Origin of the sequence: Streptomyces venetus (assembly GCF_039540295.1) — a bacterium.
GTDB classification, from domain to species: Bacteria; Actinomycetota; Actinomycetes; order Streptomycetales; family Streptomycetaceae; genus Streptomyces; species Streptomyces venetus.
The window spans coordinates 252,894-277,849 of record NZ_BAABET010000004.1; the positions used below are offsets into that span (position 1 = coordinate 252,894).

Sequence of the window (24,956 nt, forward strand, 5' to 3'; positions counted from 1 at the left end):
TGGCTCGCGCGGGCGGAGGGAGTCGGTTCAGCCGTCGAGCCGGACGACCCGGACGGCTCCGGCGGGGACCGCCAGCCGTCCCGCGGGGCGCTCACCGGTCAGCAGCTCGGTGCCGGAGACCTCCAGCGGCACCTTGACCTCGGATGCCGTGTGGTTGACGGCGAACAGGTACGTGCCCGACGCGCCGGTGCGGCGCACCACTTCGACGTCCCGGGGCAGGTCGGCGCGCGGGGCCAGCCGCGCGTCCTCGCCGGCCATGCCGAGCAGCGCGTCGAGGCCGTCGGCGGCGAGCCGGGTGGAGACGTACCAGGCGGTGCCCTCGCCGAGACGGTGCCGGGTGACGGCGGGCCGGCCGGCGGTCAGCCCGTCGGCGTACGTGAGGACCGTCTCGGCGCCGCGCGGCACCACGAACTCCGTCCACACGTCGGCGTCCAGCCCGGAGCCGTCGGGGCCGGTGACACGCACCCGTTCGCCGGGCAGCAGCGGTGAGAACTCCTCCACCGTGAGGCCGAGGACGTCCCGGAGCGGGCCGGGACAGGCGCCCTCGTGGACGGCGTCGTGCTCGTCGACGATGCCGGAGAAGTACGAGACGACCAGGGTGCCGCCGCTCTCGACGTAGGCCTTGAGGTTGTCCCCGGCGGCCTCGGTCATCAGGTACAGGGCCGGTACGACGACAAGGGGATATCTCGACAAGTCGGCTTCCGGGTGGGCGAAGTCGACGGTGAGGTGGCGGTCGTAGAGGGCCTCGTAGAAGGCGTCGGCGCGCTCCCGGGCGTCGTGGTCCTCGCTGGGGCGCCAGTCGAGGTTCTGCGCCCACCAGGAGTTCCAGTCCCACAGCACGGCCACGTCGGCCTCGGTGCGGGTGCCGCGGATCTCGCCCAGCGCCTCGACGGACGCGCCGAGCTCGACGACCTCGCGCCACACCCGGGTGTCGGTGCCGCCGTGCGGGAGCATCGCCGAGTGGAACTTCTCGGCGCCGCGCCGGGACTGACGCCACTGGAAGAACATGGCGCCCTCGGAGCCGCGCGCCACATGGGTGAGGGAGTTGCGGGCCATCTGGCCGGGGGCCTTGGCGGGGTTGCGGGGCTGCCAGTTGACGCCCGAGGTGGAGTGCTCCAGCAGCAGCCAGGGGGCTCCGCCGGCGACGGAGCGGGTGAGGTCGGCGGCCATCGCGAGGTTGACGTGGGTGCGGCGGCCGTCGGTGATCAGGTAATGGTCGTTGGTGACGATGTCGACCTCGCGGCCCCAGGCCCAGTAGTCGACGGAGTCGCACTGGCTGAGGGCCGTCATGAAATTGGTGGTGACCGGGACGCCGGGTGAGAGGCGGTGCAGGATGTCCCGCTCCGTCCGGAAGTTCTCGCGCATGGTGGCGTCGGCGAACCGCTTGTAGTCCAGGGCCTGGCCCGGGTTGCCGACGGTGGGGCTCAGACGCGGCGGGTTGATCTGCTCGAGGTCCGTGTAGCGCTGCCCCCAGAAGGCCGTGCCCCAGGCCTCGTTGACGGCGTCGACCGTGCCGTACGTCGTCGCGAGCCAGCGGCGGAAGTGGGCGGCGCAGGAGTCGCAGTAGCAGGCCGAGACGGGGACGCCGTACTCGTTGTGCACGTGCCACATGGCCAGGGCCGGGTGGTCGCCGTAGCGCTCGGCGAGCGCGGTGGTGATGCCGGCGGCGGCCGTGCGGTAGTCGGTGTTGCTGTGGCAGATCGCCGCGCGGGAGCCGAACTCGTGGCGCGCGCCGTCGGCCGTCACGGGCAGGGCCTCGGGGTGGGCGCGGTAGAACCACACCGGCGGGCACACGGTCGGGGTGCCGAGGTCGACGCGGATGCCGTTCTCGTGCAGCAGGTCCAGGAGCCGGTCGAGCCAGCCGAAGTCGTACGCCCCGGGCGAGGGCTCCAGCAGCGCCCAGGAGAAGATCCCGACGCTGACCATGGTGACGCCGGCCTCCCGCATCAGCCGGACGTCCTCCTGCCAGACGCTCTCCGGCCACTGCTCGGGGTTGTAGTCCCCGCCGAAGGCGAGCCTGGTGAGGCCCCTGGGGGTGGTCTCCGGCATGGATGGTCTCCCGGTCGGTCGATCAAATGGGAACGTGCACACACAGCGGCGCAGTGCGGAGCCCAACATAACCGCACAGCAACAACCATTGACAAGTGTCCGGGATGTTTCTCTACTGTGAACGCTCACAGAAGCATGGCAGGTTCTCGCAGCAGGCGAGGACCCCAGGTCAGGGGAGAGATCCATGCCGTACGCGAAGCGCCACCGCCTCGTGAGATCCGCCGTCGCCCTGGTGCTCGGCACCACCGCCCTCGCCGCCTGTGGCACCGAGACCGCGGACAGCGAGACCGAGGCGGGCCCGGCCTCGCTGACGTACTGGACCTGGACGCCCGGCATGGACAAGGTCGTGGACCTGTGGAACAAGGGCCCGGGCAAGAAGGACCAGATCACCGTCACGGTGAAGAAGCAGGCGTCCGGCGACACGCTGGTCACCAAGATCCTCACCGCGCACAAGGCGGGCAAGGCCCCGGACCTGGTGCAGGCGGAGTATCAGGCGCTGCCCACGCTGGTCAGCAACGACGCGCTGGCGGACATATCGGAGAACGTCGGTGACGCGAAGGGCAGCTTCGCCGACGGCGTCTGGCAGCAGACGACGCTCGGCACGGACGCCGTGTACGCGGTCCCGCAGGACATCGGGCCGATGATGTTCTACTACCGCGAGGACCTGTTCGAGGAGTACGGCCTGAAGGTGCCGACGACCTGGGACCAGTTCGCCGAGACCGCCCGGAAGCTGAAGAAGGCGGCCCCCGGCAAGGACCTCACCACCTTCTCCGCCAACGACTCCGGCCTCTTCGCGGGCCTCGCCCAGCAGGCCGGCGCCAAGTGGTGGACGACCTCCGGTGACCAGTGGAAGGTCGCCATCGACGACGCGGCGACGCAGAAGGTCGCGAAGTTCTGGGGCGGCCTGGTCGAGGAGGGCGTCATCGACAACCAGCCGATGTACACCCCGGCCTGGAACAAGGCGCTCAACACCGGCAAGCAGATCGCCTGGGTCAGCGCCGTGTGGGCACCGGGCACGCTCACCACCGCCGCCCCCGAGACCAAGGGCAAGTGGGCCATGGCCCCGCTCCCCCAGTGGTCCGCGAGCGAGAACCGCACCGGCAGCTGGGGCGGCTCCTCCACCGCCGTGACCACGGACTCCGAGCACCAGGGCGCCGCCGCGAAGTTCGCCGCCTGGCTGAACACCGACAGCGAGGCCCTCAACGCGCTGGCCAAGGAGAGCGGCATCTACCCGGCCGCCAAGAACGCCCAGACCAGCGGCGCCTTCCTCAAGCCGCCGGCCTACTTCTCGAACCAGGCCGACTTCTACACCAAGGCCGCCGACATCGCGGAGACCACCGCGCCCGCCGCCTGGGGCCCGAACGTGAACGTCGCCTACACCACCTTCAAGGACGCCTTCGGCGCCGCCGCGAAGAACAGGTCCGACTTCGGCGCCGCGCTGAAGAAGATGCAGGACGACACCGTCGCCGACATGAAGAAGCAGGGCTTCGGGGTCGCTCGGTGAAAAGCACGGCACGGCGGCAGTCGTACGGGGCCAAGGGCGCCCCGTACGCCTTCCTCATCCCCGCGACGATCCTGTTCGCGCTCTTCTTCGCGCTGCCCATCGGCTACGCGCTCTGGCTCAGCTTCCGCAAGGTGAAGGTCTCCGGGCTCGGCCTCGGCTCCGGCGCCCGCAAGGAGGTATGGGCGGGCCTGGAGAACTACACCGACGCCCTCACCGACAGCGAGCTGCTGCACGGGACACTGCGCGTCCTGGGCTACGGCTGCATCGTCGTCCCGGTCATGCTCGGCCTCGCCCTGCTGTTCGCGCTGATGCTCGACTCCGAGAAGGTGCGGCTCGCGCCCTTCACCCGGCTCGCGATCTTCCTGCCGTACGCCATCCCCGGGGTGGTGGCGGCGCTGCTGTGGGGCTTCCTGTACCTCCCGGACGTCAGCCCCTTCTACTTCGTGCTCGACAGGCTGGGGCTGCCGCAGCCGGACCTGCTGGACGGCGGGCCGCTGTACCTCGCGCTGTCGAACATCGCCGTGTGGGGCGGCACCGGATTCAACATGATCGTCATCTACACCTCGCTCCAGGCGATCCCGGCGGAGGTGTACGAGGCGGCGAAGCTGGACGGTGCCACGCCGACGCAGATCGCGCTGCGGATCAAGATCCCGATGGTGGCGCCCTCGCTGGTGCTGACCTTCTTCTTCTCCGTCATCGCGACGCTCCAGATGTTCAACGAGCCGACCACCCTCAAACCCCTCACCAACTCGGTGTCCACGACGTGGAGTCCGCTGATGAAGGTGTACCGGGACGCGTTCGGCGAAGGCGACCTGCACAGTGCCGCCGCGCAGGCCGTGATCATCGCGGTCGCCACGCTCCTGCTGTCCTTCGGCTTCCTGCGGGCCGCGAACCGTCGTCAGAAGCAGGAGGCCGCTCGATGAGCTCTCTCGCCGCCCCCCGGGCCGAGTCGCCGGCGGGCACCACGCCCGGCACCGCCCGCCGCCCGCCGCTGCGCCGCCGGATCGCCCTGGTCCCGACGGTCACGCTGTTCCTGGGCGCGATCTACTGTCTGCTGCCGGTGGCCTGGGTGGTCATCGCGGCCACCAAGTCCGGGCGCGAACTGTTCTCCACGTTCACGTTCCTGCCGGGCACGGGTTTCGCCGGCAACGTCCGGGACCTGAACGCCTACCGCGACGGCGTCTACTGGGAGTGGATGGGCAACTCCGCCCTGTACGCCGGCCTCGGTGCGCTGCTGTCGACGTGCGTCTCGGCGTTCAGCGGCTACGCGCTGGCGACCTACCGGTTCCGGGGCCGCGAGGCGATCTTCAACGTGCTGCTGGCGGGTGTGCTGATGCCGCCGGTGATCCTGGCCGTCCCGCAGTACCTGCTGCTGGCGAAGGCGGACCTCACGGACTCGTACCTGTCCGTGCTGCTGCCGCAGATCCTGTCGCCGTACGGCGTCTACCTGGCGCGGATCTACGCCGCCGCGGCCGTGCCCGCCGACGTGGTGGAGGCCGGGCGGATGGACGGGGCGAGCGAGTGGCGGATCTTCACGCGGATCGCGCTGCCGATGATGATCCCCGGCATGGTCACGGTCTTCCTGTTCCAGTTCGTGGCGATCTGGAACAACTTCCTGCTGCCGTACATCATGCTCAGCGACGACGAGAAGTTCCCGATCACGCTCGGCCTGTTCACGTTGCTGGAGCAGGGCGCCAACACCCCGGCGCTGTACACCCTGGTGATCACGGGCGCGTTCCTCGCGGTGCTCCCGCTGGTCGCGCTCTTCCTGGTCATCCAGCGGTTCTGGAGTCTGGATCTGCTCTCCGGAGCCGTAAAGTCATGACCATGAACGCTGCGGGGGGCAGGCGCAGGCCGCCCACGATCCATGACGTGGCGCGCGAGGCGGGGGTCTCGCGCGGCACCGTCTCGCGGGTGCTCAACGGCGGCCACTACGTCAGCCCCGCCGCCCAGGAGGCGGTCAACGCGGCCATCCGCAGGACGGGTTACGTCGTCAACCGGCACGCCCGCTCCCTGATCACCGGACGGTCCGACTCGATCGGCTTCCTGCTCACGGAGCCGCAGGAGCGGTTCTTCGAGGACCCCAACTTCAACGTCCTGCTGCGCGGCTGCACCCAGGCGCTCGCCGCGCACGACATCCCGCTGCTGCTGATGCTGGCGGGCACCGAGGACGAACGGCGCCGGATCACCCGGTACATCACCGCCGGGCACGTCGACGGGGTGCTGCTGGTCTCCAGCCACTCCGGCGACCCCGTCGCCGAGCAGCTGCGCGGGGCGGGGGTGCCGCTCGTCGCGTGCGGCAAGCCGATCGGGCTGGGCTCGAAGGTGAGTTACGTGGCGGCCGACGACCGCGACGGCGCCCGCGACATGGTGCGGCACCTGCTGTCGCTCGGGCGGCAGCGGGTGGGCATGGTGACCGGTCCGCTGGACACGCCCGGCGGTGTCGAGCGTCTCGCCGGGTACAGGGAGGTGCTGGCGGACGCGGGACTGGACTTCGACGAGCGGCTCGTCGTCTCCGGCGACTACAGCCGGGCCAGCGGTGAGGCGGGCGGCGAGCGGCTGCTCGAGCGGGCCCCGGACATGGACGCGGTGTTCGTGGCGTCCGACCTCATGGCGCAGGGAGTGCTCGCGGCCCTCCGGCGGGCGGGGCGGCGGGTGCCTGAGGACGTCGCGGTCGGCGGTTTCGACGACTCACCGGCCGCCCTGGCCACCAGCCCCGGGCTGACGACCATCCGGCAGCCCTGGGACCGCATCAGCACCGAGATGGTACGGGTGCTGCTCGCGCAGATCGGGGGCGAGGACCCGGCGGCGGTGATCCTGCCGACGGAGCTGGTGAAGCGCGAGTCGACGTAGGTCCCCCGCTCCCCGGAAAGACGCCACTGCATGCACAGTCATCGAACCCCGGGCCGGTGTACGGTTCGGATATGGCGGCGAAAACGGCTGGTGCGCGGCTCGAGGAACGGTGGCGGGACATCCTGTCGGCGCACGCGCGCACGATGTGCGAGATCGACCGGGCGCTGCATCCGCACGGCCTCGGCGCGTCCGACTTCGAAGTCCTGGACATGCTCGTGAGCGCGGCGACCGAGGAGGGCGAGCAGTGCCGGGTGCAGAACCTGGTCGGGCGGGTCCACCTCAGCCAGAGCGCGCTGTCCCGGCTCATCGCCCGGCTGGAGAAGGACGGGCTGGTGACGCGTTCGGTGTGCGTGGAGGACCGGCGCGGCGTGTGGGTCGCCCTGACCGCGAGGGGCCGTGAGCTGCACGCCGAGGTGCTGCCCCTCCAGCGGGCGGCGCTGGCCCGGACGCTGGGCGAGTAGGCCCCGGGGCGTCACGCTCCTGCCGGGGTGTCCTCCCGCAGCAGATCCCGCACGGCCTCGAACGCGGCCGCGACGGTCGCCGGGTCCGCCCCGGAGCGGGCGAGCGCGCTCATCGGTATGGGTGTGACCGGGGGCAGCGCCGCGCAGGCGGTGAGCCCGTCGGGGGCGGCGCCGACTGCCGCGAGCAGGGCGACGCCCTGCCCGGTGCGGGCGATGTCGAGGACGCCCGCGAGATAGCCGGCGTCCCCGACCACCTGGGCCGGCACGCCGTGCGCGGCGAGCGTCGCGATGGCCCTGCGGCGGATCGCGCAGGGGTCCTCGACGGCGACCAGCGGCACGGGGGCGGGCTCGGGCGGCGGCTGCCAGCCGGGCACCGCGTACCAGGTCAGCGGCAGGCCGCCGACGGGTGTGCCCTCCGTGGCGGCGGCCTCGGTGACATAGACGGCGACGTCGACGCCGCCGCGCTCCACGGCCTCGACGAGGCGGGCGGAGCGGTCGATGCGGTAGCGGACCCGGCAGCCGGGGCGCACGTCCTGGACGGCGGCGGTCAGGCGGGGCAGGAACTGGTCGGCGGCGTGCTCGGTGGCGCCGATGGTGACCGTGCCGGCGTCGACGTCGAGCAGGGTGCGCACGGCCTCGTCGTGCACCGCGAGGATGCGCCGGGCCTGTTCCAGCAGCCGGTGGCCGTCGGCGGTGAAGCGCATGCCGCGCCCCTCGCGCTCGACGACCGGCCGCCCCAGGATCTTCTCCAGTTTGCGCACGTGCTGGCTCACCGCCGACTGGCTCAGGTCCAGCGCCCGGGCGGCGCGGTGGAAGCCGCCGCAGTCGGCCACGGCGGTCAGACTGCGCAGGGCGACGAGGTCGAGGACAGGTCGGTGCATGCGGCGACCGTAGCCGCTTGAGCGATCGATCGCGATTTCTGATCGGTTTCGATGAGGAATCGTCGTTGGACGGCGGTTGTCACGACCGGTCATGATGAACGCATGCTGCACGCCACCGCTTCCGCTGCCCTTCTGACGCAGCGCCGAGTCATCGACTTCGGCGTGGCGTGCAGCGCGCGCTGTCGCTGACCCTTCGCAGCACTTCCCCGCTCCAGCATCTGAGCTGATCACGTCCTTCCGCACTGACACGTGACAGCCGGTACGCCCTGCCCTGCCTCGTCCTGTCCTGGACACCCCCTGCCCCGACACGGGAGTTGCCCCCTCATGTCCTCTTCGCTCCGTTCCTGGGACGAACCCGAAGGTCTCGCCCCGCGCGGCACGCTGATCGTGCTGGCCGGGCGCGGTGAACACGCCGGCGTGTACGAGCGGTTCGGCCGCCGGCTCGCCTTCGACGCCTACCGTGTCCGCGCCCTCGGCGACCCGTCCGCCGACCCGGGCGTGCTCGACACGGCCGCCAAGCTGCTCGCCGACGAGTCCCTGCCCGGCCCGAAGGTGCTGGTGGGCTCGGACACCGGCGCCCGCCACGCCGTGCGACTGGCCGCCGACCGGACCCCGGGGGTCGACGCCCTGATCCTGGCGGGCCTGCCCACCGGTGCCTGGACGGCGGGGAGTTGGGAGGAGGAGACCGAGGCCCGCACCGCCTGTCCCACGCACCAGGGGCGCCTCGCCGGCGACCCGGAGTTCCGGCGCGGGGCGCTGGACGTCACCCCCGAGCTGTCCGAACCGGGCCTGGACCGGGTCGCAGTCCCGGTGCTGGCGCTGCACGGCACGGACGACGTGGTGAGCCCGCTCGACGCGGCCCGGCAGGCATACGCCGGCCACCCCGTCGAGCTGGTGACCTTCCACCAAGGGCGGCACGACGTCCTCAACGACGCCCTGCACCGCACCGCCGCCGCCACCGTCGTGCTGTTCCTGGAGCGGCTGCGCCTGTCCTCCGAGCTCCCCCTGATCGCGGAGGGTCTCGCATGACGGTGACGACGAGCGTCCCCGAACTGCGCGAGCGACTGGCCTCCGGACAGCCGCCCGTGGTGCTCGACGTCCGCTGGGCGCTGGGCGACCCGCACGGGCGTGAGCACTACGCCGACGGCCACATCCCGGGGGCGGTGTACGTCGATCTGGAGACCGAGCTCGCCGCGCCGCCCAGCCCGGAGGGCGGGCGTCACCCGCTGCCGGACCTCGCGCGGCTGGAGGCGGCGGCCCGCCGCTGGGGCGTCGGCCGGGACCGGCCCGTGGTGGTGTACGACGACCTCGGCAACACGGCGGCGGCACGCGCCTGGTGGCTGCTGCGGTACGCGGGACTGACGCGCGTGACACTCCTCGACGGGGCGCTGGGCGCCTGGCGAGCGGCCGGACTGCCCCTGGAGACGGGTGTGCCCACCGCACCGGAACCCGGTGACGTCGTCCTGGCCGAAGGCCGTCTGCCCGCCACCGGCGCGGACGGTGCCGCCGAACTCGCCTCGAACGGCCTGCTGCTGGACGCCCGGGCGGCCGAGCGCTACCGCGGCGAGGTGGAGCCCGTGGATCCGCGCCCCGGCCACATCCCGGGGGCCGTCTCCGCGCCCACCGGGGAGAACCTCGCGGCCGACGGCACCTTCCTGCCGCCGGAGGTACTGCGCGAGCGGTTCGAGAAGAAGGGGGCGGCCGGGGCCACACGCATCGGCGTGTACTGCGGTTCCGGAGTCACCGCGGCGCATCAGATCGCCGCCCTGGAGATCGCCGGATTCGAAGCGGTGCTCTTCCCCGGCTCCTGGTCCGCCTGGTCCGCCGACCCCGCCCGCCCGGCCGTGACCGGCCCACTCCCGTCCTGACGAAGGAAACCCGCCATGACGACCCCGACACCGGCCACGGCGGTGCTGCCCGAGCAGACCGCCGACCCCGGCCCGCCCGCCACCACCCGTGTCACCCTGCGCGGCACCGCGAAGTCCGGCCGCCGCCTTCACCTCCCCCGTTCCGTACGCCGTTCCGCGGGCCCGGTCGGCCTGGTCCTGCTGTGGTTCCTGACCTCGGCCACCGGCGTCCTCCCCGAGACCGTGCTGGCCTCGCCCGTCGACGTCGTGAACCAGGCCGTGGAACTCACGCGCAACGGTGAACTCCCCACCGCCATCGCCGCGTCGGGCCGCCGGGCCGCCGTCGGCTTCCTCATCGGCGCGTCCGTCGCGCTGAGTCTGTCCCTGCTGGCCGGGCTGTTCCGGCTCGGCGAGGACGTCATCGACTCCTCGATGGGCATGTTCCGGGCGATCCCGTGGGTGGGCCTGATACCCCTGTTCATCGTCTGGTTCGGCATCGAGGAGACCCCGAAGATCGCGCTCGTCGCGCTCGGTGTGACCTACCCGCTCTACTTCAACATCTACGGCGGCATCCGCTCCACCGACTCCCAGCTCGTCGAGGCGGCCCGCATGATGGGGCTCGGCAGGCTCGGGCTGATCAAGTACGTGATCCTGCCGAGCGCCCTGCCCGGGGCCCTCGTGGGACTCCGGTACGCGCTGTCGACGGCCTGGCTGGCGCTGGTCTTCGCCGAGCAGGTCAACGCCGACGCGGGCCTCGGCTATCTGATGAGCAACGCCCAGCAGTACTTCCGCACGGACGTCATCGTGCTCTGCCTCGTCGTGTACGCGCTGCTGGGGCTCGCCTGCGACTTCGCCGTACGGATCCTTTCACGCCGGCTGCTGACCTGGCGCGCCAACTTCGAGGGCGAGGCGTAGGACATGACCAACAGTGTGGAAACCAGGGGACTTTCGCGGTCCTTCGACGGCAACACCGTCCTGCACGATCTCGATCTCGACATCCGGGAGGGCGAGTTCGTGGCCCTGCTCGGGCACAGCGGCTGCGGCAAGTCGACGCTGCTGAGGATCCTGGCCGGGCTCGACGAGGAGATCGGCGGCGAGGTCACCGTGCCCGCCCGGCGCAGCGCCGCCTTCCAGTCGCCTCGGCTGCTGCCCTGGCTGAAGGTCTGGCGCAACGTCGTCCTGGGGCTGCCCGGCCGCCCCGACAGGGCGCTGGCGCTCAAGGCGCTCGACGAGGTGGGCATCGCGGACCGCGCGACCCTCTGGCCCAAGACGCTCTCCGGCGGCCAGGCGCAGCGCGTCTCGCTCGCCCGGGCTCTCGTCCGCGAGCCCGAACTGCTGCTCCTGGACGAGCCGTTCGGCGCCCTGGACGCCCTCACCCGGGGCAAGGTGCAGCAGTTGGTGGCCGAGCTGTGGCAGCGGCACGGCTGCGCGATCCTCCTGGTCACCCATGACGTGGAGGAGGCGCTGCTGCTCGCCGACCGGGTCCTGGTGATGGACGAGGGACGGATCGCGCATGAGCTGAGCGTCGATCTGCCGCGTCCCCGGGACCTCACCGCCCCGGAATTCGTGTCCCTGCGCGCCCGCCTCCTGAACTGGCTGGGCGTGCGCACCCTGGAAGGAACCCCGTCGTGAACCGCCGTACCGCAGCCGCCGCGCTGAGCATGACCACCCTGCTGGCGCTGACCGCCTGTGGAGGGAACTCCTCGGCGGACGCCTCATCGCCGCAGGCGACCACCCTCACCATCGGCGACCAGGCCGGGACGCTCCAGACGATGGTCGCAGCGGCCGATGCCCTGAAGGGCGCGAAGTACAAGGTGAAGTGGGCCGAGTTCGAGGGCGCTGCCCCGCTCTATCAGGCCGTGCAGGCGGGTGCCGCCGACACCGGGTACTCCGCGGACCTGCCGGCGCTCCAGGCGCTCAGCGGCGGGGTGAAGGTGAAGAACGTGGCCGCGCTCAAGAACGACGGCCGGCATGTCGGCCTCGTCGTGCGCAAGGACTCCGGCATCCAGAGCGTGAAGGACCTCAAGGGCCAGCGGGTCGTGGTGTCCTCCGCCAAGGGCAGCGTCTCCGAGTACCTGCTGGCCAACGTGCTGAAGCAGAACGGGCTCGACTACAAGGACGTCAAGGTCCAGTACCTGCTGCCGACCGACGCGCAGGCCGCGTTCGCCTCCGGGAAGGTCAAGGTCTGGGCGACCTTCGGTGTCTACCAGGCCGTCGGGCTGAAGCAGGGCGGGCGCCTCCTCGTCGACGGCGGGGACGGCCGGGTCAGCGGCATAGGCTTCGTCAACGCCAGTGAGAAGGCCCTCGCCGACTCGTCCAAGAAGGCCGCGCTCGCCGACTTCCTCAAGCGCCTCGGCACGGCCCTGAAGTGGACGAGCACGCACCGGGAGGCCTACGCCAAGGCCATCCAGACGCGTAACGGCGCCGACCCGGCCGTGGCGAAGACGCTGGCCTCCGCCGGCTACAGCGAGGTCCTGCCCATCACCGGCGATGTGAACGCCACCGTCCAGGGCGTGGCCGACCTCATGCACGGCATCGGCGTCCTCGACCCGAACGTCGACGTGGCGAAGTCCGCCGACCCCTCCCTTCTCGACTGACCAGGAGCCGTACATGCCTGTGGAATTCATCAGCGCCGTCCACACGGACGCAGGGGCCTCCGGGCCGGCCGCCGCGAGCCGCACCGGGCTCGACGTCGACCATCTGCGCACGTACGCCCGCGCCCTGGACGACGGCGGTTTCGACCACACCCTGGTCGCCTACCACTCGGCCTCGCCGGACGCCTTCCAGATCGCCCAGTTCGTCGCCACCCACACCGAGCGGATCCGCCCGATCCTGGCCCACCGGCCGGGCGTGATCTTCCCGACCCACGCCGCCCGGGCGCTGGCCACCCTGGACCGCATCAGCGACGGCCGGCTGACCGTGCACATCATCTCCGGCGGCAGCGACGAGGAGCAGCGCCGGGAGGGCGACTACCTGGGGAAGGCGGAACGGTACGAGCGGTCCGACGAATACATACAGATCCTGCGGAAGGTGTGGCAGGCGGACGGCCCCGTCTCGCACGAGGGCAAGTACTTCACCTTCGAGGGCTACCACTCGGACGTGAAGCCGGTGAACGGGCTGGTGCCGATCTCGGTGGGCGGCTCGTCGCAGGACGCGTACCGGGTCGGCGGGCAGCAGGGCGACATCTTCGGGCTGTGGGGCGAGCCGTTGAAGGAGACGGCCGAGCAGATCGCGGCCGTCAACAAGGTGGCGGCGGCGGCCGGGCGCCCGGACCCCCGTATCTGGGTGTCGTTCCGCCCGATCATCGCGCCCACCGACGAACTGGCCTGGGAGAAGGCGCACCGCACCCTGGGCGTGCTGAAGGACCAGGCGCGCAACACGGAGCTGCTGCGGCACTACCGCACGACCGGCCGCCCGGCCAACGTCGGCTCGCAGCGGCTGCTGGACATCGCCGAGCGCGGCGAGGTGCACGACCGCTGCCTGTGGACGGCCCCGGCGGCCGCCACCAACGCGGCCGGCGCGTCGACGGCCCTGGTCGGCTCGCCCGAGACGGTCGCGAAGGCGCTGCTGGACTACGTCGACATCGGCTGCGACCTGCTGTCGATCCGTGGCTACGACCCGCTGAACGACGCCATCGACTACGCCCGCCACGTCCTGCCCCTGGTCCGCCAGGAACTCGCCCACCGCGCCAGCACCCAAGCCGCCTGATGGAGAGCCCGTGTTGTTCCGGCACACCCTGCGTACGTCCGCCGCCGCCCTCGCCCTGATCCTGCCCTTCGCCGCGGGCTGCGGCGGCCCGGCGCAGGCCGAGTCCCCGTCCGACCTGTCGTCCGTCACGCTCTCCGTAGGCGCCACCGGCTGGAAGACCGAGGAGGCGGTCCTGAAGTACGCCCACCTCGACGACACCCCCTACAAGGTGAGGTGGAGCCAGTTCCAGGGCGGTGAGCAGCAGCTCCAGGCCGTCCGGGCCGGAGCCCTTGACCTCGCCTCGTCCAGTGAGATCCCACCCGTCTTCGCCGCCGCGGACGGCGCCCCGAACTTCAAGGTCGTCGCCGTGCAGCGCGGGGCGACCCTCAACCAGGAGGTCGTCGCCGCCAAGGGCTCGAAGCTCACCGGCATCGCGGCGCTGAAGGGCAAGAAGGTCGGCTACGTCCAGAACACCACCGCCCACTACTTCCTCTACACGCTGCTGAAACAGGCCGGTCTGAAGTGGTCGGACATCGACGCCAAACCACTGCTGCCGAACGACGGGCTCGCGGCCCTGAACGGCGGCAGCATCGACGCCCTCGCCTCCTACGGCACGTCGATCATCACCGCCCACCAGCAGGGCGCCCGCACGATCGGCTCGGGCAAGGACATCCTGTCGGGCAACTTCCTGTGGTCGGCGCGCGACAACGTGCTTCAGAGCCCGGCACGGCGGGCCGCGGCGGCCGATCTGATCGCCCGGATCACCAAGGCGTACGCCTACGTCCGCGACGGCCGCGAGGAAGGCTTCGCGAAGATCACCGCCGCCGCCACCCACCAGCCCCTGGCCCAGGCGAGGAAGGACCTCGTCGACGCCCAGAAGCAGCGCCCGACGCGAGCCCGCCCGGTCGGCGACGACACCATCGCCTCCCAGCAGAAGGTCGCCGACGCCTTCACCGAACTCGGAGCGCTGAAGGAGCACCTGGACGTGAAGTCCTTCTGGACCACCGCACTCGACGCCGACCTGAAGAAGGCCCTGTGACCGAGCGCATCGCCGAACTGGCCGCCGAGCACGACCGGTCGGCCGCCTTCCCCGCCGAGTCCCTCCGGCTCGCCCACGAGGCCGGGCTGCTCACCGCGACGATCGGCCGGCCCTACGGCGGTCAGGGCGCGGGAGTCGAGGAGACCGCGCGGATCCTGCACCGCCTGGGGCGGGCGGATCCGTCCGTCGCCCTGATCGCCGCGATGACGCTCACCAACCACGCCCGGCAGGCGGTGCGGCCGCACTGGCCCGAGGAGTTGTACGCGCGGGTGGTGAAGGAGTCGTTCGAGCGGCCGGTCCTCCTCAACCACGCGCGCGTGGAGCCCGATCTGGGCTCCCCCGCGCGGGGCGGGCTGCCCGCCACCCGGGCCCGGCGCACCACCGGCGGCTGGGCGGTCAGCGGCACCAAGCGGTTCGTCACGGGCGCCGAGGGGCTCGACTGGTTCCTGGTGTGGGCGACCACCGACGAACCGGAGCCGCGCGTGGGCACGTTCCTGGTGCCCGGCGGCTCGCCCGGCGTCGAGATCACCGGCCGCTGGGACCAGCTGGGCCTGCGGGCCAGCGGGAGTCACGACGTGACGTTCCGGGAGGTCGAGATCCCCTACGAGCACGTCATCGGGCTCGGGCCGTACGGACCGGCCGCCGAGCAGGACAACCGTGCGGGCGCCAGTCTCCATCTCCCGCTCGCCGCCCTCTACCTGGGAGTGGCCCGCGCCGCCCAGTCCTTCTTCCACACCTTCGCCCACGCGCGCGTGCCCGCCAACCTCGGTCATCCGGTGGCCCGCACGGAGCGCTTCCGGCGCACCGCCGGTGAGATCGAGGTGCTGCTCGCCGCCGCCGAGCAGCTCGTGTTCGACGGCGCCGCCCGGGTGGACACCGCCAGCCCCGACTACACCCCCGAACAGGCCCTCGGCGCGCGGGTCCTGGCCGACCGGCACGGGGTGCGGGCCGTGGAACTGGCCGTGCGGCTGCTCGGCAACCCGGGGCTGGCCCGCGGCAATCCGCTGGAGCGGCACTTCCGCGACATCCAGTGCGCCCCGGTCCACGCACCACAGGAGGACATCGCCCTGCTCGCCCTCGGCACGAAGGCACTGAACCCATGACAGTGGCACCCGAAACAACCGTCTCCGCGCGTCTGCTCGGACTGCTCGCCCGTGACCTGCCGCCCGACCGGCTGCTCACCGACCCGGGCACGATCACCGCGCACGCCACCGACCGCTCCGGCACCCGGCCGGACGGGGAGCCGCTGGCCGTCGTACGGGCCCGCCGTACCGAGGACGTCATCGTCACCCTCCGGCACGCGCACGAGCTGGGCGTGCCGGTGGTGCCACGGGGTTCCGGGACCGGCCTCTCGGGCGGGGCGGCGGCCGGAGAGGGCTCGCTGGTCCTGGACCTGTCCGGCATGAACCGGATCCTCGAACTCTCGGCGGACGACCAGCTGGCCGTCGTGGAGCCCGGGGTGATCACCGCCGAACTGGACCGGGCGGCCGGTGAGCACGGCCTGCGCTACGCACCGGATCCGGCGAGCGCGGCCTGGTCGACCATCGGCGGGAACATCGCGACCAACGCGGGCGGGCTGCGCTGCGCGAAGTACGGGGTGACCCGCGACAGCGTACTGGGCCTGGAGGCGGTCCTCGCGGACGGCACGGTGGTGCGTACGGGCCGCCGTACCGTCAAGGGTGTCACCGGCTACGACCTGACGGCGCTGCTCACGGGTTCGGAGGGCACGCTCGCCGTGATCACCTCGGCGACGCTGAGGCTGCGGCCGGTGCCGGTGGCGACGGCGACGCTCGCGGCGTACTTCGACACCTTCGAAGCAGCGGCCGAGGCGTCGTACGCGATCACCCGGGCCGGGGTGGAGCCCGCCCTGGCGGAACTGGTCGACGGGCCGGTGCTGCGGGCCGTGGACCCGGCGCTGCGGGAACGGGGAGCCGCACTGCTGGTGGTGCAGTGCGACGGTGCGGGCGCGGCGAGCGAGGCGGCGGCGGTCGCCCGGCTGCTGGAACCATCGGCGACGACGGTGGAGCGGACGGAGGATCCGGCTCGGGCGGAGGCGCTGCTGGCCGCGCGCCGGCTCGCGCTGCCGTCACTGGAGCGTCTGGGCCGCCCGCTGATCGAGGACATCGCGGTCCCTCGCTCCCGGCTCGCGGAGGCGGTCCGGGAGATCCGGGCGATCTCGGCACGCCACGGCGTACCGGTGTTCACCATCGCGCACGCCGCGGACGGCAATCTGCATCCCATCATCGTCGTCGACGCCGCCCTGGGCGGGCTGCCGGACGCGGTGTGGGAAGCGGCGGGCGAGATCTTCGCGCTGGCGCTGCGGCTCGGCGGGACACTGACCGGGGAGCACGGCGTGGGTGTGCTCAAGCGGCAGTGGGTCGCCGAGGAGCTGGGGCCGGCGGCCCACGCGGTGCAGCGGCGGATCAAGGAGGCTCTCGACCCGCGGGGCATCCTGAACCCCGGGAAGGCGCTCTGACCTGCCACGACCGCGTGGGCGCCCGGCTCGAGCGGGTCCTAGGGACGGGCCAGCAGGGTGCGGACTCCCTCCGAGGTCAGCGTCAGGCGGTGCTCCGAACTGCCGTCGATGGTGAGCGACAGGTCGTCGGCCGGCCACTGGGCGGCGAGGGCCCCGAGCGGCACCATGCGGTAGCGGGAGACGAACGGCAGCAGCCCGGCCATCTCCACCTCGGAGGTGAACACGGGCACCACCGGCTCGCCGCCCGGCTGCTCCAGCACGGGCAGCGCCACCGCGGAGGGGTTGGCGGCGTCGGCGTCGTTGGCGTCGTCGGGCACGGGGATGAGCACGTCGCTGTTGGCGAGCGCGTCCAGAGCCGCCGCGTCCTCGGTGTTCTCGGCGAGGACGTCCAGTGCCCGCTGGGCGGGCGTGGGCGTGGGGTCGTTTGCGGGTGTCTCCATGGCAGATTCCCTGGTAGCGGCGGTCGTGCGGCCTGCCCGGGGCAAGATCCGCCCCGGACACGGTTCTGCTCGCGTACCCGAACGGGCTCCGGGCAACCCTTCTCGATCTTGGAGGTTCAGGGGAGAGGTTCTGGGGATCAGGAGGATGCCCGCCGTGCGCTAGGCCGGGAGGGCGGGGTACAGGACGGCGTACACCCCTCGGGTGCGGGCCCCGTCCGGTGAGTGCCAGGTGCCCGTCAGGTGACCGGTGGATCCCTGCGGGGAGGGGAACGGGCCGTCCGGGGTGGGCTCCAGGACGCGGTGGAGGCGGAGGGTCGGGCCGTGTGGCGCAGTCAGCCGGGTGCCTTCCTGGTCGTCGGTGGTCGTGAAGTCCGCGGGGAGGGGGCCTTCGCCGGTGTAGGTGGCGACGATGTCGCGGTCGGGGACGTCGGTGAGGTTCTGGTCCTGGGCCTGCGCCCGGCCGTCGATCAAGGCCGGCAACTGGGCGAGCAGGACGGGGTCGTGGCAGCCGTCGTAGGCCCACCGACGGCCGAGCACGCCGTGCTCCATGGTGCCGACGAGGGCGTGCTCCGCGCCGTCGAGCGGGGCGCCGCGGTAGGTGAGCGGCACCAGGTAGGTGGTCGAACGGTCGCCGGAGGTGTCGGTGACGACGATGAACTCGATCCCGACCTCGCCCTCCGGGTCGTCCAGCCGGAACCCGCCCGCCTTGGCCAGCTCCGGTTCGGCGGGGCCACCGCGGTACCAGGGGCGGGAGGACAGCCAGGCTGTGAGGAGTTCCAGTTTGGTGGGCTGGACTGTGGTGCGGTGGATGACGGCCATGCCGCGGTTCCCTTCCGTTGTGTCGGTGCGAGCTGTGAGCCGGACTGGCCGGTCAGGGCGTGTGCGCGCTGAGGACGGTGGTGCGCCGGGCAGTTGCGCCGCATGACCTTCGGTGCGGCGTTCGGCGAGGTGTCCACCCGCGCATTAGATCAGCAGCCGCGCCCGTCTGACCAGGCGTTTTCGGGTGATCCGAGTCGGCGGGCGGCAAGCAGAGGGGGCGGACCCGCGATCCGGACCCGCGGCCACTCCGCCAGCGCTGAAACGGTGTTGACGGACGTCATGTTACCGGTAACATCACCTCTGTTTCCGACGTACGCGACGGTGTCCTCCGCCCACTCCCGCCCGTGGGCCGTCCCCCGGAGTCCGCGTGACCGACCAGCACACCGCACAGCGCGCCACCCCCCTCTCCCCCGCCCCGTCCACCCCCGTGTTCAGCAGGGCCTCCGTCGTCGCCTCCTGCGTGGGCTTCGTGCTCATCGGTGCGTTGCAGGCCCTGTACGGGCCCGCGATCCCCGCCTTCCGTGCGGAGTTCGGGCTCTCCCCGTCCACCGCGGGGCTCGGGCTCAGCGCCCACTTCGTCGGGGGCGTGGCCGGTGTGCTGCTGTTCGACCGGCTCTACGGCCGGATCGGCAACCGTCGGCTCCTCGGCAGCTCCTACCTGCTCATGGCGGTCGGCGCGGCCGGCTTCGCACTGGCGCCCGGCTGGCCCGCCGCCCTGGCGGCGGCCCTGCTCGCCGGACTCGGCTTCGGCGGCATCGACTACGGGCTCAACCAGTTGTTCGCCGTCAGCTTCGGACACCGTTCGACCGCGATGCTGAACATCCTCAACGCCCACTTCGGCATCGGCGCCATCCTCGGCCCGGCCGTGATCGGCGCGGTCGGCTCCGAGCACTACCCGGCCGTCTTCCTGTGCTTCGCGCTCGCCAACCTGCCTCTGCTGCTGTGCCTGAGGGGCGTACGGAACGACGCCCCCCTCCCGGCCTCGGACGACACCGGCGGTGGTCCGGTTCTCCTGCGGAGCCTCGGCTCGGTCCTCGCCGTCTTCGTCGCGCTCTACGTCCTGCACGTCGGCATCGAGGCCGGTGTCGGCGGCTGGGAGCCCACGCACCTGGAGACCGTCGGCCACGGCGCGGGCGTCGCCGCCACCGCCACCTCCGTGTACTGGCTGATGATGACCGTCGGCCGGTTCCTGGTCGCCCCGCTCGCGCTGCGCTACTCCGCCCAGGCCATCATCACCGTCTCCTGCGCGGGCATGACGCTCTGCCTGCTGGCCGCCTCCGCACCGGCGCTCGCGCCCTACGCCTACGCCGGTGTCGGTCTGTTCATCGCGCCGATCTTCCCCACCGGACTGCCGTGGCTGAACCGGGCGGCACCCCGGGCCCGGAGGGCCGGTGCGCTGGTCATCGCGGCCTCCATGATCGGCGGTGTCGCGGCCGGGCCGGCCCTCGGCAAGGCCATCGAGTGGTCCGGGGTCCGCGCGGTGCCGCTCCTGCTGTGCGGGGTCTCGGCACTCTGTCTGGCCGCCACGCTCTGGCTGATCCGCAGCACCCGATCCTCTTGACCGCCCCTGCCCCGAAGGGATGCCTCCGCATGCCCGCTCTGACGACGACGTCCGACGGATTCCTGCTGCACGGCGAGCCGTTCCGGATCCTCTCCGGCGCGCTGCACTACTTCCGCGTCCACCCCGACCTGTGGTCCGACCGACTGCGCAAGGCACGGCTGATGGGGCTCAACACGGTGGAGACGTACCTGCCGTGGAACCACCACCAGCCCGACCCCGAAGGGCCACTGGTCCTCGACGGCATCCTCGACCTGCCGAGGTTCCTCCGGCTCGCCCAGGACGAGGGACTGCACGTGCTGCTGCGTCCGGGCCCGTTCATCTGTGCCGAGTGGGACGGCGGTGGCCTCCCCGACTGGCTGACCTCCGACCCGGACATCCGGCTGCGCACCAGCGATCCCCGCTTCACCGGAGCCGTCGACCGCTACCTCGACCAACTGCTCCCGGCGCTCCGGCCCCATCTGGCGGCGGCGGGCGGACCCGTGATCGCGGTGCAGGTGGAGAACGAGTACGGGGCCTACGGTGACGACTCCGCGTATCTGAAGCACCTGGCCGACGCGTTTCGCTCCCGGGGCGTCGAGGAGCTGCTGTTCACCTGCGACCAGGCCGATCCCGAGCACCTGGCCGCGGGCAGCCTGCCGGGCGTGCTGACCGCCGGCACCTTCGGCAGCCGCGTCGAGCAGTCACTCGGGCGGCTGCGCGAGCACCGGAGCGAAGGCCCGCTGTTCTGCGCCGAGTTCTGGATCGGCTGGTTCGACCACTGGGGCGGTCCGCACCACGTGCGGGACGCGGCGGACGCCGCCGCCGACCTGGACCGGCTGCTGTCCGCCGGGGCTTCCGTCAACATCTACATGTTCCACGGCGGCACCAACTTCGGGTTCACCAACGGCGCCAACCACAAGCACGCGTACACGCCGACCATCACGTCGTACGACTACGACTCCGCGCTCACCGAGTGCGGCGACCCGGGCCCGAAGTACCACGCCTTCCGCGAGGTCATCGCCCGCCATGCGTCCGTTCCCGACGAGCCGGCCCCGGAGCCGGGCGCCAAACTCCCGTCGGCCGAGGTCGAGTTGGACGGCCGGGCACTTCTGCTGCCCCTCGCCGAGGCGCTCGCCGCTCCCGTCCGTGCCGACGCTCCGCTGACCATGGGCGAGCTCGGGCAGCGCACCGGCTACGCCCTCTACCGCACCACTCTCCCCGCCGCCGGAGACGGCCTGCTGCACTTCGGCGGTGGTGTCGGCGATCGTGCCCAGGTCCTCGTCGACGGCGCGCCGGTCGGGGTACTGGAGCGCGAACGCCACGACGAGACCCTGCCCGTGCGCGTCCCACGATCCGGCGCGACGCTGGAGGTCCTCGTCGAGAACATGGGCGGTGTCAACTACGGGCCTCGTATCGGAGCGCCCAAGGGCCTGCTCGGGCCGGTCTCCTTCAACGGCGACACCCTGCGCGGCTGGGACTGCCACCCGCTGCCGCTGGACGACCCCGGCGCGGTGCCGTTCTCCCCGGCCGGCGAGACGGCGGCGGTCACCGTACCGGCCTTCCATCACGGCACCTTCGAGGTGGCCGCGCCCGCCGACGCCTTCCTCGCCCTGCCCGGCTGGACGAAAGGGCAGGCCTGGGTCAACGGCTTCCACCTGGGCCGCTACTGGAACCGTGGGCCGCAGCGCACGCTCTACGTGCCCGGGCCGGTGCTGCGTCCGGGTGCGAACGAGCTGGTCCTGCTGGAGCTGCACGGCACGACCGCCACCCGCGCCCGCTTCACCGACACGCCCGACCTCGGCCCGGAGAACACCTGGTGACCCCGCACCGGCTGCGCGTACCCGCGCCCTCCGCTCCCCCGCGAACCGGCCACCTCCCCTTCGCCGACGCCCCGGGCGTGCCCGACCCCATCGAGGTCACCAGCCGCTGGCTCACCCGGGGCGGCCGCCCCTGGTTCCCGGTCTCCGGCGAGTTCCACTACTCCCGCTACCCGGCCGGACAGTGGGAGGAGGAGCTGCTGAAGATGAAGGCGGGCGGGGTGACCGCCGTCGCCTCCTACGTCCTGTGGATCCATCACGAGGAGCTCGAGGGACGGATCCGCTTCGACGGCGACCGCGACCTCAGGCGCTTCGCCGCGCTGTGTGCCCGGCACGGCCTGGACTTCGTCCCCCGCATCGGGCCCTGGTGTCACGCGGAGGTCCGGGGCGGCGGACTGCCCGACTGGCTGCTCGCCCGCGCCCTCACCCCGCGCACCGACGACCCGGCCTATCTGGCGGCCGTGCGCACCTGGTTCGCGGCCGTCGCGGACCAACTGCGCGGCCTGGACCGGGAGCACGGCGGCCCGATCGTCGCGATCCAGGTCGAGAACGAGCTCTACGACCAGCCGGGCCACCTGCGGACGCTGAAGCGCCTGGCCCAGGAGGCCGGGCTGAGCGCACCGCTGTGGACGTCGACCGCCTGGGGCGGGGTGCGGCTCCCGGGAGAGGAGCTGCTGCCGCTGTACGGCGGCTATCCGGAGGCGTTCTGGACGGAGGCCGACGGCGGCTGGCCCGACACCTGCCGCAAGCACTTCTTCTTCACCCACGAGCGCGACGACGAAGGCATCGGCGCCGACCTGCGCCCCACCTCGGTGCGCGAAGCCGGTCCGGTTCCGGCGGACCGATTCCCCTGGGCGACCTGCGAGTTGGGCGGCGGCATGGCGGCGGCCTACCACCGGCGGCCCAGGGTCGAGGCCGCCGACGTCGGCGCGCTGGGGCTCACCAAGATCGGCTGCGGTTCGGTGTGGCAGGGCTACTACATGTTCCACGGCGGCACCAACCCGCCCGGCGAGCTGACGACCCTTCAGGAGTCGCACGCCACCGGCTACCCCAACGACCTGCCGGTGCTGAGCTACGACTTCCAGGCCCCGCTCGGCGAGTACGGCCAAGTGCGTCCCTCCTACCACGAACTGCGGCTCCAGCACCTGCTGCTCGCCTGCTTCGGGCAGCGGATCGCGCCCATGGAGTCCGTGCTTCCGGAGCGGAGGCCCGCCGGACAGCACGACCGGGACACCCTGCGCTGGGCCGTCCGCACCGACGGCACCTCGGGCTTTCTCTTCGTGACCAACCACCAGCCGCACGAACCGCTGCCCGACCATCCGGACACGGCCTTCACGATCGGCTTCCCGGACGCGCCGGCCCTGACGCTGCCCAGCACTCCCGTCACGGTGCCCTCCGGCGCGTACTTCTGCTGGCCACTGCGGCTGGAGGTGGCCGGGCTGCGGCTGGAGTGGGCGACCGCACAACCGGTGTGCACCGTCGAGGCGGACGGCCGTACGGTCCTGGTGCTGGCCGCGACCGACGGCATCGCACCCGAACTCGCCCTCGACGCGGGCACGGTGGAGTCAGTCGCGACACCGTCCGGCGACGTGACACCGGTCGCCGGCCGGATCCTGGTCAGCGGAGTGCGGCCCGGCACCGACGCCCTCGTCGAGGTGGACACGGCGGACGGTTCACGTGTCGGCCTGCTGATCCTGGACGCGGCGACAGCCCGCACCGTCTACCGGGGTACCGCGTGGGGAGCCGAGCGGCTGGTGCTGTGCGGGGACGGTGTCGTCTTCGACGGGGACGAGGTGCGGCTGCGCAGCCGGGCCGCCGAGCCGTCGTTCGCGGTGCTGCCCGCACCTCAGGCCGCTCCGGTGGTGCAGGGGGCGCGGGTGCGGGAGGCGACGGACGGTGCCTTCACCCGGTACACGATCGAGGCCGGGGAGCCCCTGGCGGACACCGCCGCGCCCGTCAGCCTGGTCAGGCCCGCCGGTCCGGCGCCCGAGCCGGAGTACGGCGTGCAGGGCCGGGCGAGCGCACCGGCGGACGAGTACGTGGAGACGGTGTCCGCCGAGTACCACGTCGACGTACCGGAGGACCTGCTGCGGGAGCCCGCAGGTGTGCTGCTGCGGCTGAGCTGGACGGGCGACCTGGCCCGGGCCTACGTGGGGGACGTCCTCGTCGCCGACCAGTTCTACTCGGGGCGTGTGTGGGACATCGGCCTGGACCGGCTGCCCGTCGAGGAGGTGCGCGCGCGGGGACTGCGGCTGCGGGTGCTGCCGCTGGCCGCTAAGGCCCGGGTGCATGTGCCCGGGCAGGTGGGCGAGGCCTGGCGCGAGGCGGTGGTGCGGCGCGCCGAGTGGGTGGTCACGCGCTCCTGGGCGGCCAGGGCCGGTTGAAGCCCCTGCCCTCGCCGCCCGGCCTATGCTGTGCTCCTGCCGGGCGGCCCAGGACCGCCGTATCCGACGTCGAGGAATCACCCGCCATGACACCGAGCGCCACCGACAGCCCTGTCCCCAGGGGCCGCAGCCGGCGCAACTTCGCGGGGACGCGGCCGGTGATGGCCGACGTGGCCCGGCTGGCCGGCGTCTCCAAGCAGACCGTGTCCCGGGTGCTCAACGACCACCCGGCCGTACGCCCCGGGACACGCGAGGCGGTCCTGGACGCCATGCGCACCCTCGGCTACCGGCCCAGCCGCAGCGCACGGTCCCTGGCCAGCGGCCGGACCCGGATGCTCGGGGTCATCTCCTTCGACGCCGCCCGGTACGGGCCGGCCTCCATCCTGACGGCGATCAACACCGCGGCCCAGGACGCCGGATACCTCGTGAGCTCCATCGCCCTGGACACGGCCGACCACGACACCGTCGTCGAGGCCGTGAACCGCCTCTCGGCCGAGGGCGCGGACGGCGTCATCGCGATCGCCCCTCAGCAGTGGGTGGGCCGGGCCCTGGCCGAGACCGACCTCGGCACGCCTCTGGTGGTGCTGGAGAGCGCCCTCGACAGCGGCACGCCCCCGGTCACCGGCGACTCCCGCACCGGCGCCCGCAAGGCCACCGAGCACCTCCTCGCTCTCGGGCACACCACCGTGTGGCACATCGCGGGCCCGGCCGGCTGGACCTCGGCCGATCACCGGCTGGGCAGCTGGCAGGCCACGCTCCAGGCGGCCGGTGCCGACGTCCCGGCCCCGCTCGCCGGGGACTGGAGCGCCGACTCCGGTTACGAGCTGGGCCGCCGGCTGGCCCGGCGGCCGGAGGTGACGGCGGTGTTCGCCTCCAACGACCAGATGGCCCTGGGCCTGCTGCACGCCCTGCACGAGTCGGGGCGGTCCGTCCCCGGCGACGTGAGCGTCGTCGGCTACGACGACATCCCCGAGGCCGCGCATCTCCTGCCGCCACTGACCACCGTGCGCACCGACTTCGCCGAGATCGGCACCCGTTCGCTGCATCTGCTGCTGGACCGTATCGACGGTCCCGGGGAGCGGCCCCGAGTGGAGACCTTGGTGCCCGTCGACCTCGTGGTGCGGGCCAGCAGCGGCCCGCCGCCGCGCTGAGACCGTTC

22 protein-coding genes are annotated in these 24,956 nt (G+C 72.4%); 18 read left to right on the forward strand and 4 right to left on the reverse strand.

Translation table 11 applies throughout. From position 1 onward, the window contains the following. Positions 1–27: 27 nt before the first annotated feature. On the reverse strand, positions 28–2,049 hold the full coding sequence (locus ABEA82_RS14930; protein ID WP_345661941.1) for a beta-galactosidase: 2,022 nt from the start codon (positions 2,047–2,049) through the stop codon (positions 28–30). Positions 2,050–2,233: 184 nt separating this feature from the next. On the opposite strand from ABEA82_RS14930, the gene ABEA82_RS14935 reads away from it, so the two are divergent. The 5 genes from ABEA82_RS14935 (at position 2,234) to ABEA82_RS14955 (ending at position 6,867) form a co-directional block, all read left to right on the forward strand. Then, positions 2,234–3,553 (forward strand): ABC transporter substrate-binding protein, encoded by a 1,320-nt coding sequence (locus ABEA82_RS14935; RefSeq protein WP_345661942.1) that lies wholly within the window; start codon positions 2,234–2,236, stop codon positions 3,551–3,553. Next, on the forward strand, positions 3,550–4,476 hold the full coding sequence (locus ABEA82_RS14940) for a carbohydrate ABC transporter permease (RefSeq protein ID WP_345661943.1): 927 nt from the start codon (positions 3,550–3,552) through the stop codon (positions 4,474–4,476). Before ABEA82_RS14935 ends, ABEA82_RS14940 begins: the two co-directional genes overlap by 4 nt. After that, positions 4,473–5,378, forward strand: coding sequence for a carbohydrate ABC transporter permease (locus ABEA82_RS14945; RefSeq protein WP_345661944.1), 906 nt, complete (start codon positions 4,473–4,475; stop codon positions 5,376–5,378). Before ABEA82_RS14940 ends, ABEA82_RS14945 begins: the two co-directional genes overlap by 4 nt. After that, positions 5,375–6,406 carry a LacI family DNA-binding transcriptional regulator gene (locus ABEA82_RS14950; RefSeq protein WP_345661945.1) on the forward strand — a complete coding sequence of 344 codons (1,032 nt, stop codon included), beginning with the start codon at positions 5,375–5,377 and terminating at the stop codon, positions 6,404–6,406. Before ABEA82_RS14945 ends, ABEA82_RS14950 begins: the two co-directional genes overlap by 4 nt. A 71-nt stretch (positions 6,407–6,477) precedes the next feature. After that, a complete protein-coding gene (locus ABEA82_RS14955) occupies positions 6,478–6,867 on the forward strand; it encodes a MarR family winged helix-turn-helix transcriptional regulator (RefSeq protein ID WP_345661946.1) in 390 nt (129 codons plus the stop codon). Between the two features lie 11 nt (positions 6,868–6,878). Here ABEA82_RS14955 and ABEA82_RS14960 read toward each other — a convergent pair whose 3' ends face one another. Continuing rightward, positions 6,879–7,748 carry a LysR family transcriptional regulator gene (locus ABEA82_RS14960; protein WP_345661947.1) on the reverse strand — a complete coding sequence of 290 codons (870 nt, stop codon included), beginning with the start codon at positions 7,746–7,748 and terminating at the stop codon, positions 6,879–6,881. 324 nt (positions 7,749–8,072) lie between these two features. On the opposite strand from ABEA82_RS14960, the gene ABEA82_RS14965 reads away from it, so the two are divergent. From ABEA82_RS14965 to ABEA82_RS15005, 9 genes are read left to right on the forward strand one after another with little or no spacing between them, the layout of a single operon-like run. Beyond that, a complete protein-coding gene (locus ABEA82_RS14965) occupies positions 8,073–8,777 on the forward strand; it encodes an alpha/beta hydrolase (RefSeq protein ID WP_345661948.1) in 705 nt (234 codons plus the stop codon). Further along, the gene (locus ABEA82_RS14970) at positions 8,774–9,616 is read left to right on the forward strand and encodes a sulfurtransferase (RefSeq protein WP_345661949.1); all 843 of its coding nucleotides are present in this window, start codon (positions 8,774–8,776) and stop codon (positions 9,614–9,616) included. Before ABEA82_RS14965 ends, ABEA82_RS14970 begins: the two co-directional genes overlap by 4 nt. Before the next feature lie 15 nt (positions 9,617–9,631). Further along, positions 9,632–10,510, forward strand: a complete 879-nt coding sequence (locus ABEA82_RS14975) for an ABC transporter permease (RefSeq protein ID WP_345661950.1) — start codon at positions 9,632–9,634, stop codon at positions 10,508–10,510. A gap of 3 nt (positions 10,511–10,513) precedes the next feature. Continuing rightward, entirely contained in the window at positions 10,514–11,227 is a 714-nt protein-coding gene (locus ABEA82_RS14980) for an ABC transporter ATP-binding protein (protein ID WP_345661951.1), read from the forward strand. After that, positions 11,224–12,192 (forward strand): ABC transporter substrate-binding protein, encoded by a 969-nt coding sequence (locus tag ABEA82_RS14985; protein WP_345661952.1) that lies wholly within the window; start codon positions 11,224–11,226, stop codon positions 12,190–12,192. The genes ABEA82_RS14980 and ABEA82_RS14985 overlap by 4 nt, the downstream gene beginning before the upstream one ends. A gap of 13 nt (positions 12,193–12,205) precedes the next feature. After that, positions 12,206–13,303 carry an LLM class flavin-dependent oxidoreductase gene (locus ABEA82_RS14990; protein ID WP_345661953.1) on the forward strand — a complete coding sequence of 366 codons (1,098 nt, stop codon included), beginning with the start codon at positions 12,206–12,208 and terminating at the stop codon, positions 13,301–13,303. Positions 13,304–13,313: 10 nt separating this feature from the next. Then, positions 13,314–14,321 (forward strand): ABC transporter substrate-binding protein, encoded by a 1,008-nt coding sequence (locus tag ABEA82_RS14995; RefSeq protein WP_345661954.1) that lies wholly within the window; start codon positions 13,314–13,316, stop codon positions 14,319–14,321. Beyond that, positions 14,318–15,424, forward strand: coding sequence for an acyl-CoA dehydrogenase family protein (locus tag ABEA82_RS15000; RefSeq protein WP_345661955.1), 1,107 nt, complete (start codon positions 14,318–14,320; stop codon positions 15,422–15,424). Before ABEA82_RS14995 ends, ABEA82_RS15000 begins: the two co-directional genes overlap by 4 nt. Beyond that, positions 15,421–16,797: an FAD-binding oxidoreductase gene (locus ABEA82_RS15005; RefSeq protein WP_345661956.1), complete on the forward strand. Its 1,377-nt coding sequence runs from the start codon at positions 15,421–15,423 to the stop codon at positions 16,795–16,797. The genes ABEA82_RS15000 and ABEA82_RS15005 overlap by 4 nt, the downstream gene beginning before the upstream one ends. A 38-nt stretch (positions 16,798–16,835) precedes the next feature. Here ABEA82_RS15005 and ABEA82_RS15010 read toward each other — a convergent pair whose 3' ends face one another. Continuing rightward, complete coding sequence (locus ABEA82_RS15010) at positions 16,836–17,237, reverse strand: SseB family protein (protein WP_345661957.1); 402 nt, start codon at positions 17,235–17,237, stop codon at positions 16,836–16,838. 159 nt (positions 17,238–17,396) lie between these two features. Continuing rightward, positions 17,397–18,056, reverse strand: a complete 660-nt coding sequence (locus tag ABEA82_RS15015) for a maltokinase N-terminal cap-like domain-containing protein (protein WP_345661958.1) — start codon at positions 18,054–18,056, stop codon at positions 17,397–17,399. Positions 18,057–18,423: 367 nt separating this feature from the next. Between ABEA82_RS15015 and ABEA82_RS15020 the strand changes: the two genes are divergently transcribed. The 4 genes from ABEA82_RS15020 to ABEA82_RS15035 all read left to right on the forward strand — a co-directional run bounded on the left by ABEA82_RS15020 (position 18,424) and on the right by ABEA82_RS15035 (position 24,948). Beyond that, the gene (locus tag ABEA82_RS15020; protein WP_345661959.1) at positions 18,424–19,617 is read left to right on the forward strand and encodes an MFS transporter; all 1,194 of its coding nucleotides are present in this window, start codon (positions 18,424–18,426) and stop codon (positions 19,615–19,617) included. A gap of 29 nt (positions 19,618–19,646) precedes the next feature. After that, positions 19,647–21,416: a glycoside hydrolase family 35 protein gene (locus ABEA82_RS15025; protein WP_345661961.1), complete on the forward strand. Its 1,770-nt coding sequence runs from the start codon at positions 19,647–19,649 to the stop codon at positions 21,414–21,416. Then, positions 21,410–23,797: a beta-galactosidase gene (locus tag ABEA82_RS15030; protein WP_345662356.1), complete on the forward strand. Its 2,388-nt coding sequence runs from the start codon at positions 21,410–21,412 to the stop codon at positions 23,795–23,797. The genes ABEA82_RS15025 and ABEA82_RS15030 overlap by 7 nt, the downstream gene beginning before the upstream one ends. Positions 23,798–23,883: 86 nt before the next feature. Then, positions 23,884–24,948 carry a LacI family DNA-binding transcriptional regulator gene (locus ABEA82_RS15035; RefSeq protein ID WP_345661962.1) on the forward strand — a complete coding sequence of 355 codons (1,065 nt, stop codon included), beginning with the start codon at positions 23,884–23,886 and terminating at the stop codon, positions 24,946–24,948. Positions 24,949–24,956 lie beyond the last annotated feature (8 nt).

Excerpts from the sequence above, each read along its gene's own strand:
- ABEA82_RS15015 (WP_345661958.1), bottom strand. The coding sequence starts at position 18,056 with ATGGCCGTCATCCACCGCACCACAGTCCAGCCCACCAAACTGGAACTC.
- ABEA82_RS14930 (WP_345661941.1), bottom strand. The coding sequence starts at position 2,049 with ATGCCGGAGACCACCCCCAGGGGCCTCACCAGGCTCGCCTTCGGCGGG.
- ABEA82_RS14980 (WP_345661951.1), top strand. The coding sequence starts at position 10,514 with ATGACCAACAGTGTGGAAACCAGGGGACTTTCGCGGTCCTTCGACGGC.
- ABEA82_RS14975 (WP_345661950.1), top strand. The coding sequence starts at position 9,632 with ATGACGACCCCGACACCGGCCACGGCGGTGCTGCCCGAGCAGACCGCC.
- ABEA82_RS14960 (WP_345661947.1), bottom strand. The coding sequence starts at position 7,748 with ATGCACCGACCTGTCCTCGACCTCGTCGCCCTGCGCAGTCTGACCGCC.
- ABEA82_RS15010 (WP_345661957.1), bottom strand. The coding sequence starts at position 17,237 with ATGGAGACACCCGCAAACGACCCCACGCCCACGCCCGCCCAGCGGGCA.
- ABEA82_RS14970 (WP_345661949.1), top strand. The coding sequence starts at position 8,774 with ATGACGGTGACGACGAGCGTCCCCGAACTGCGCGAGCGACTGGCCTCC.
- ABEA82_RS14955 (WP_345661946.1), top strand. The coding sequence starts at position 6,478 with ATGGCGGCGAAAACGGCTGGTGCGCGGCTCGAGGAACGGTGGCGGGAC.
- ABEA82_RS14965 (WP_345661948.1), top strand. The coding sequence starts at position 8,073 with ATGTCCTCTTCGCTCCGTTCCTGGGACGAACCCGAAGGTCTCGCCCCG.
- ABEA82_RS14990 (WP_345661953.1), top strand. The coding sequence starts at position 12,206 with ATGCCTGTGGAATTCATCAGCGCCGTCCACACGGACGCAGGGGCCTCC.
- ABEA82_RS15005 (WP_345661956.1), top strand. The coding sequence starts at position 15,421 with ATGACAGTGGCACCCGAAACAACCGTCTCCGCGCGTCTGCTCGGACTG.
- ABEA82_RS14950 (WP_345661945.1), top strand. The coding sequence starts at position 5,375 with ATGACCATGAACGCTGCGGGGGGCAGGCGCAGGCCGCCCACGATCCAT.
- ABEA82_RS14945 (WP_345661944.1), top strand. The coding sequence starts at position 4,473 with ATGAGCTCTCTCGCCGCCCCCCGGGCCGAGTCGCCGGCGGGCACCACG.
- ABEA82_RS15025 (WP_345661961.1), top strand. The coding sequence starts at position 19,647 with ATGCCCGCTCTGACGACGACGTCCGACGGATTCCTGCTGCACGGCGAG.
- ABEA82_RS15035 (WP_345661962.1), top strand. The coding sequence starts at position 23,884 with ATGACACCGAGCGCCACCGACAGCCCTGTCCCCAGGGGCCGCAGCCGG.
- ABEA82_RS14935 (WP_345661942.1), top strand. The coding sequence starts at position 2,234 with ATGCCGTACGCGAAGCGCCACCGCCTCGTGAGATCCGCCGTCGCCCTG.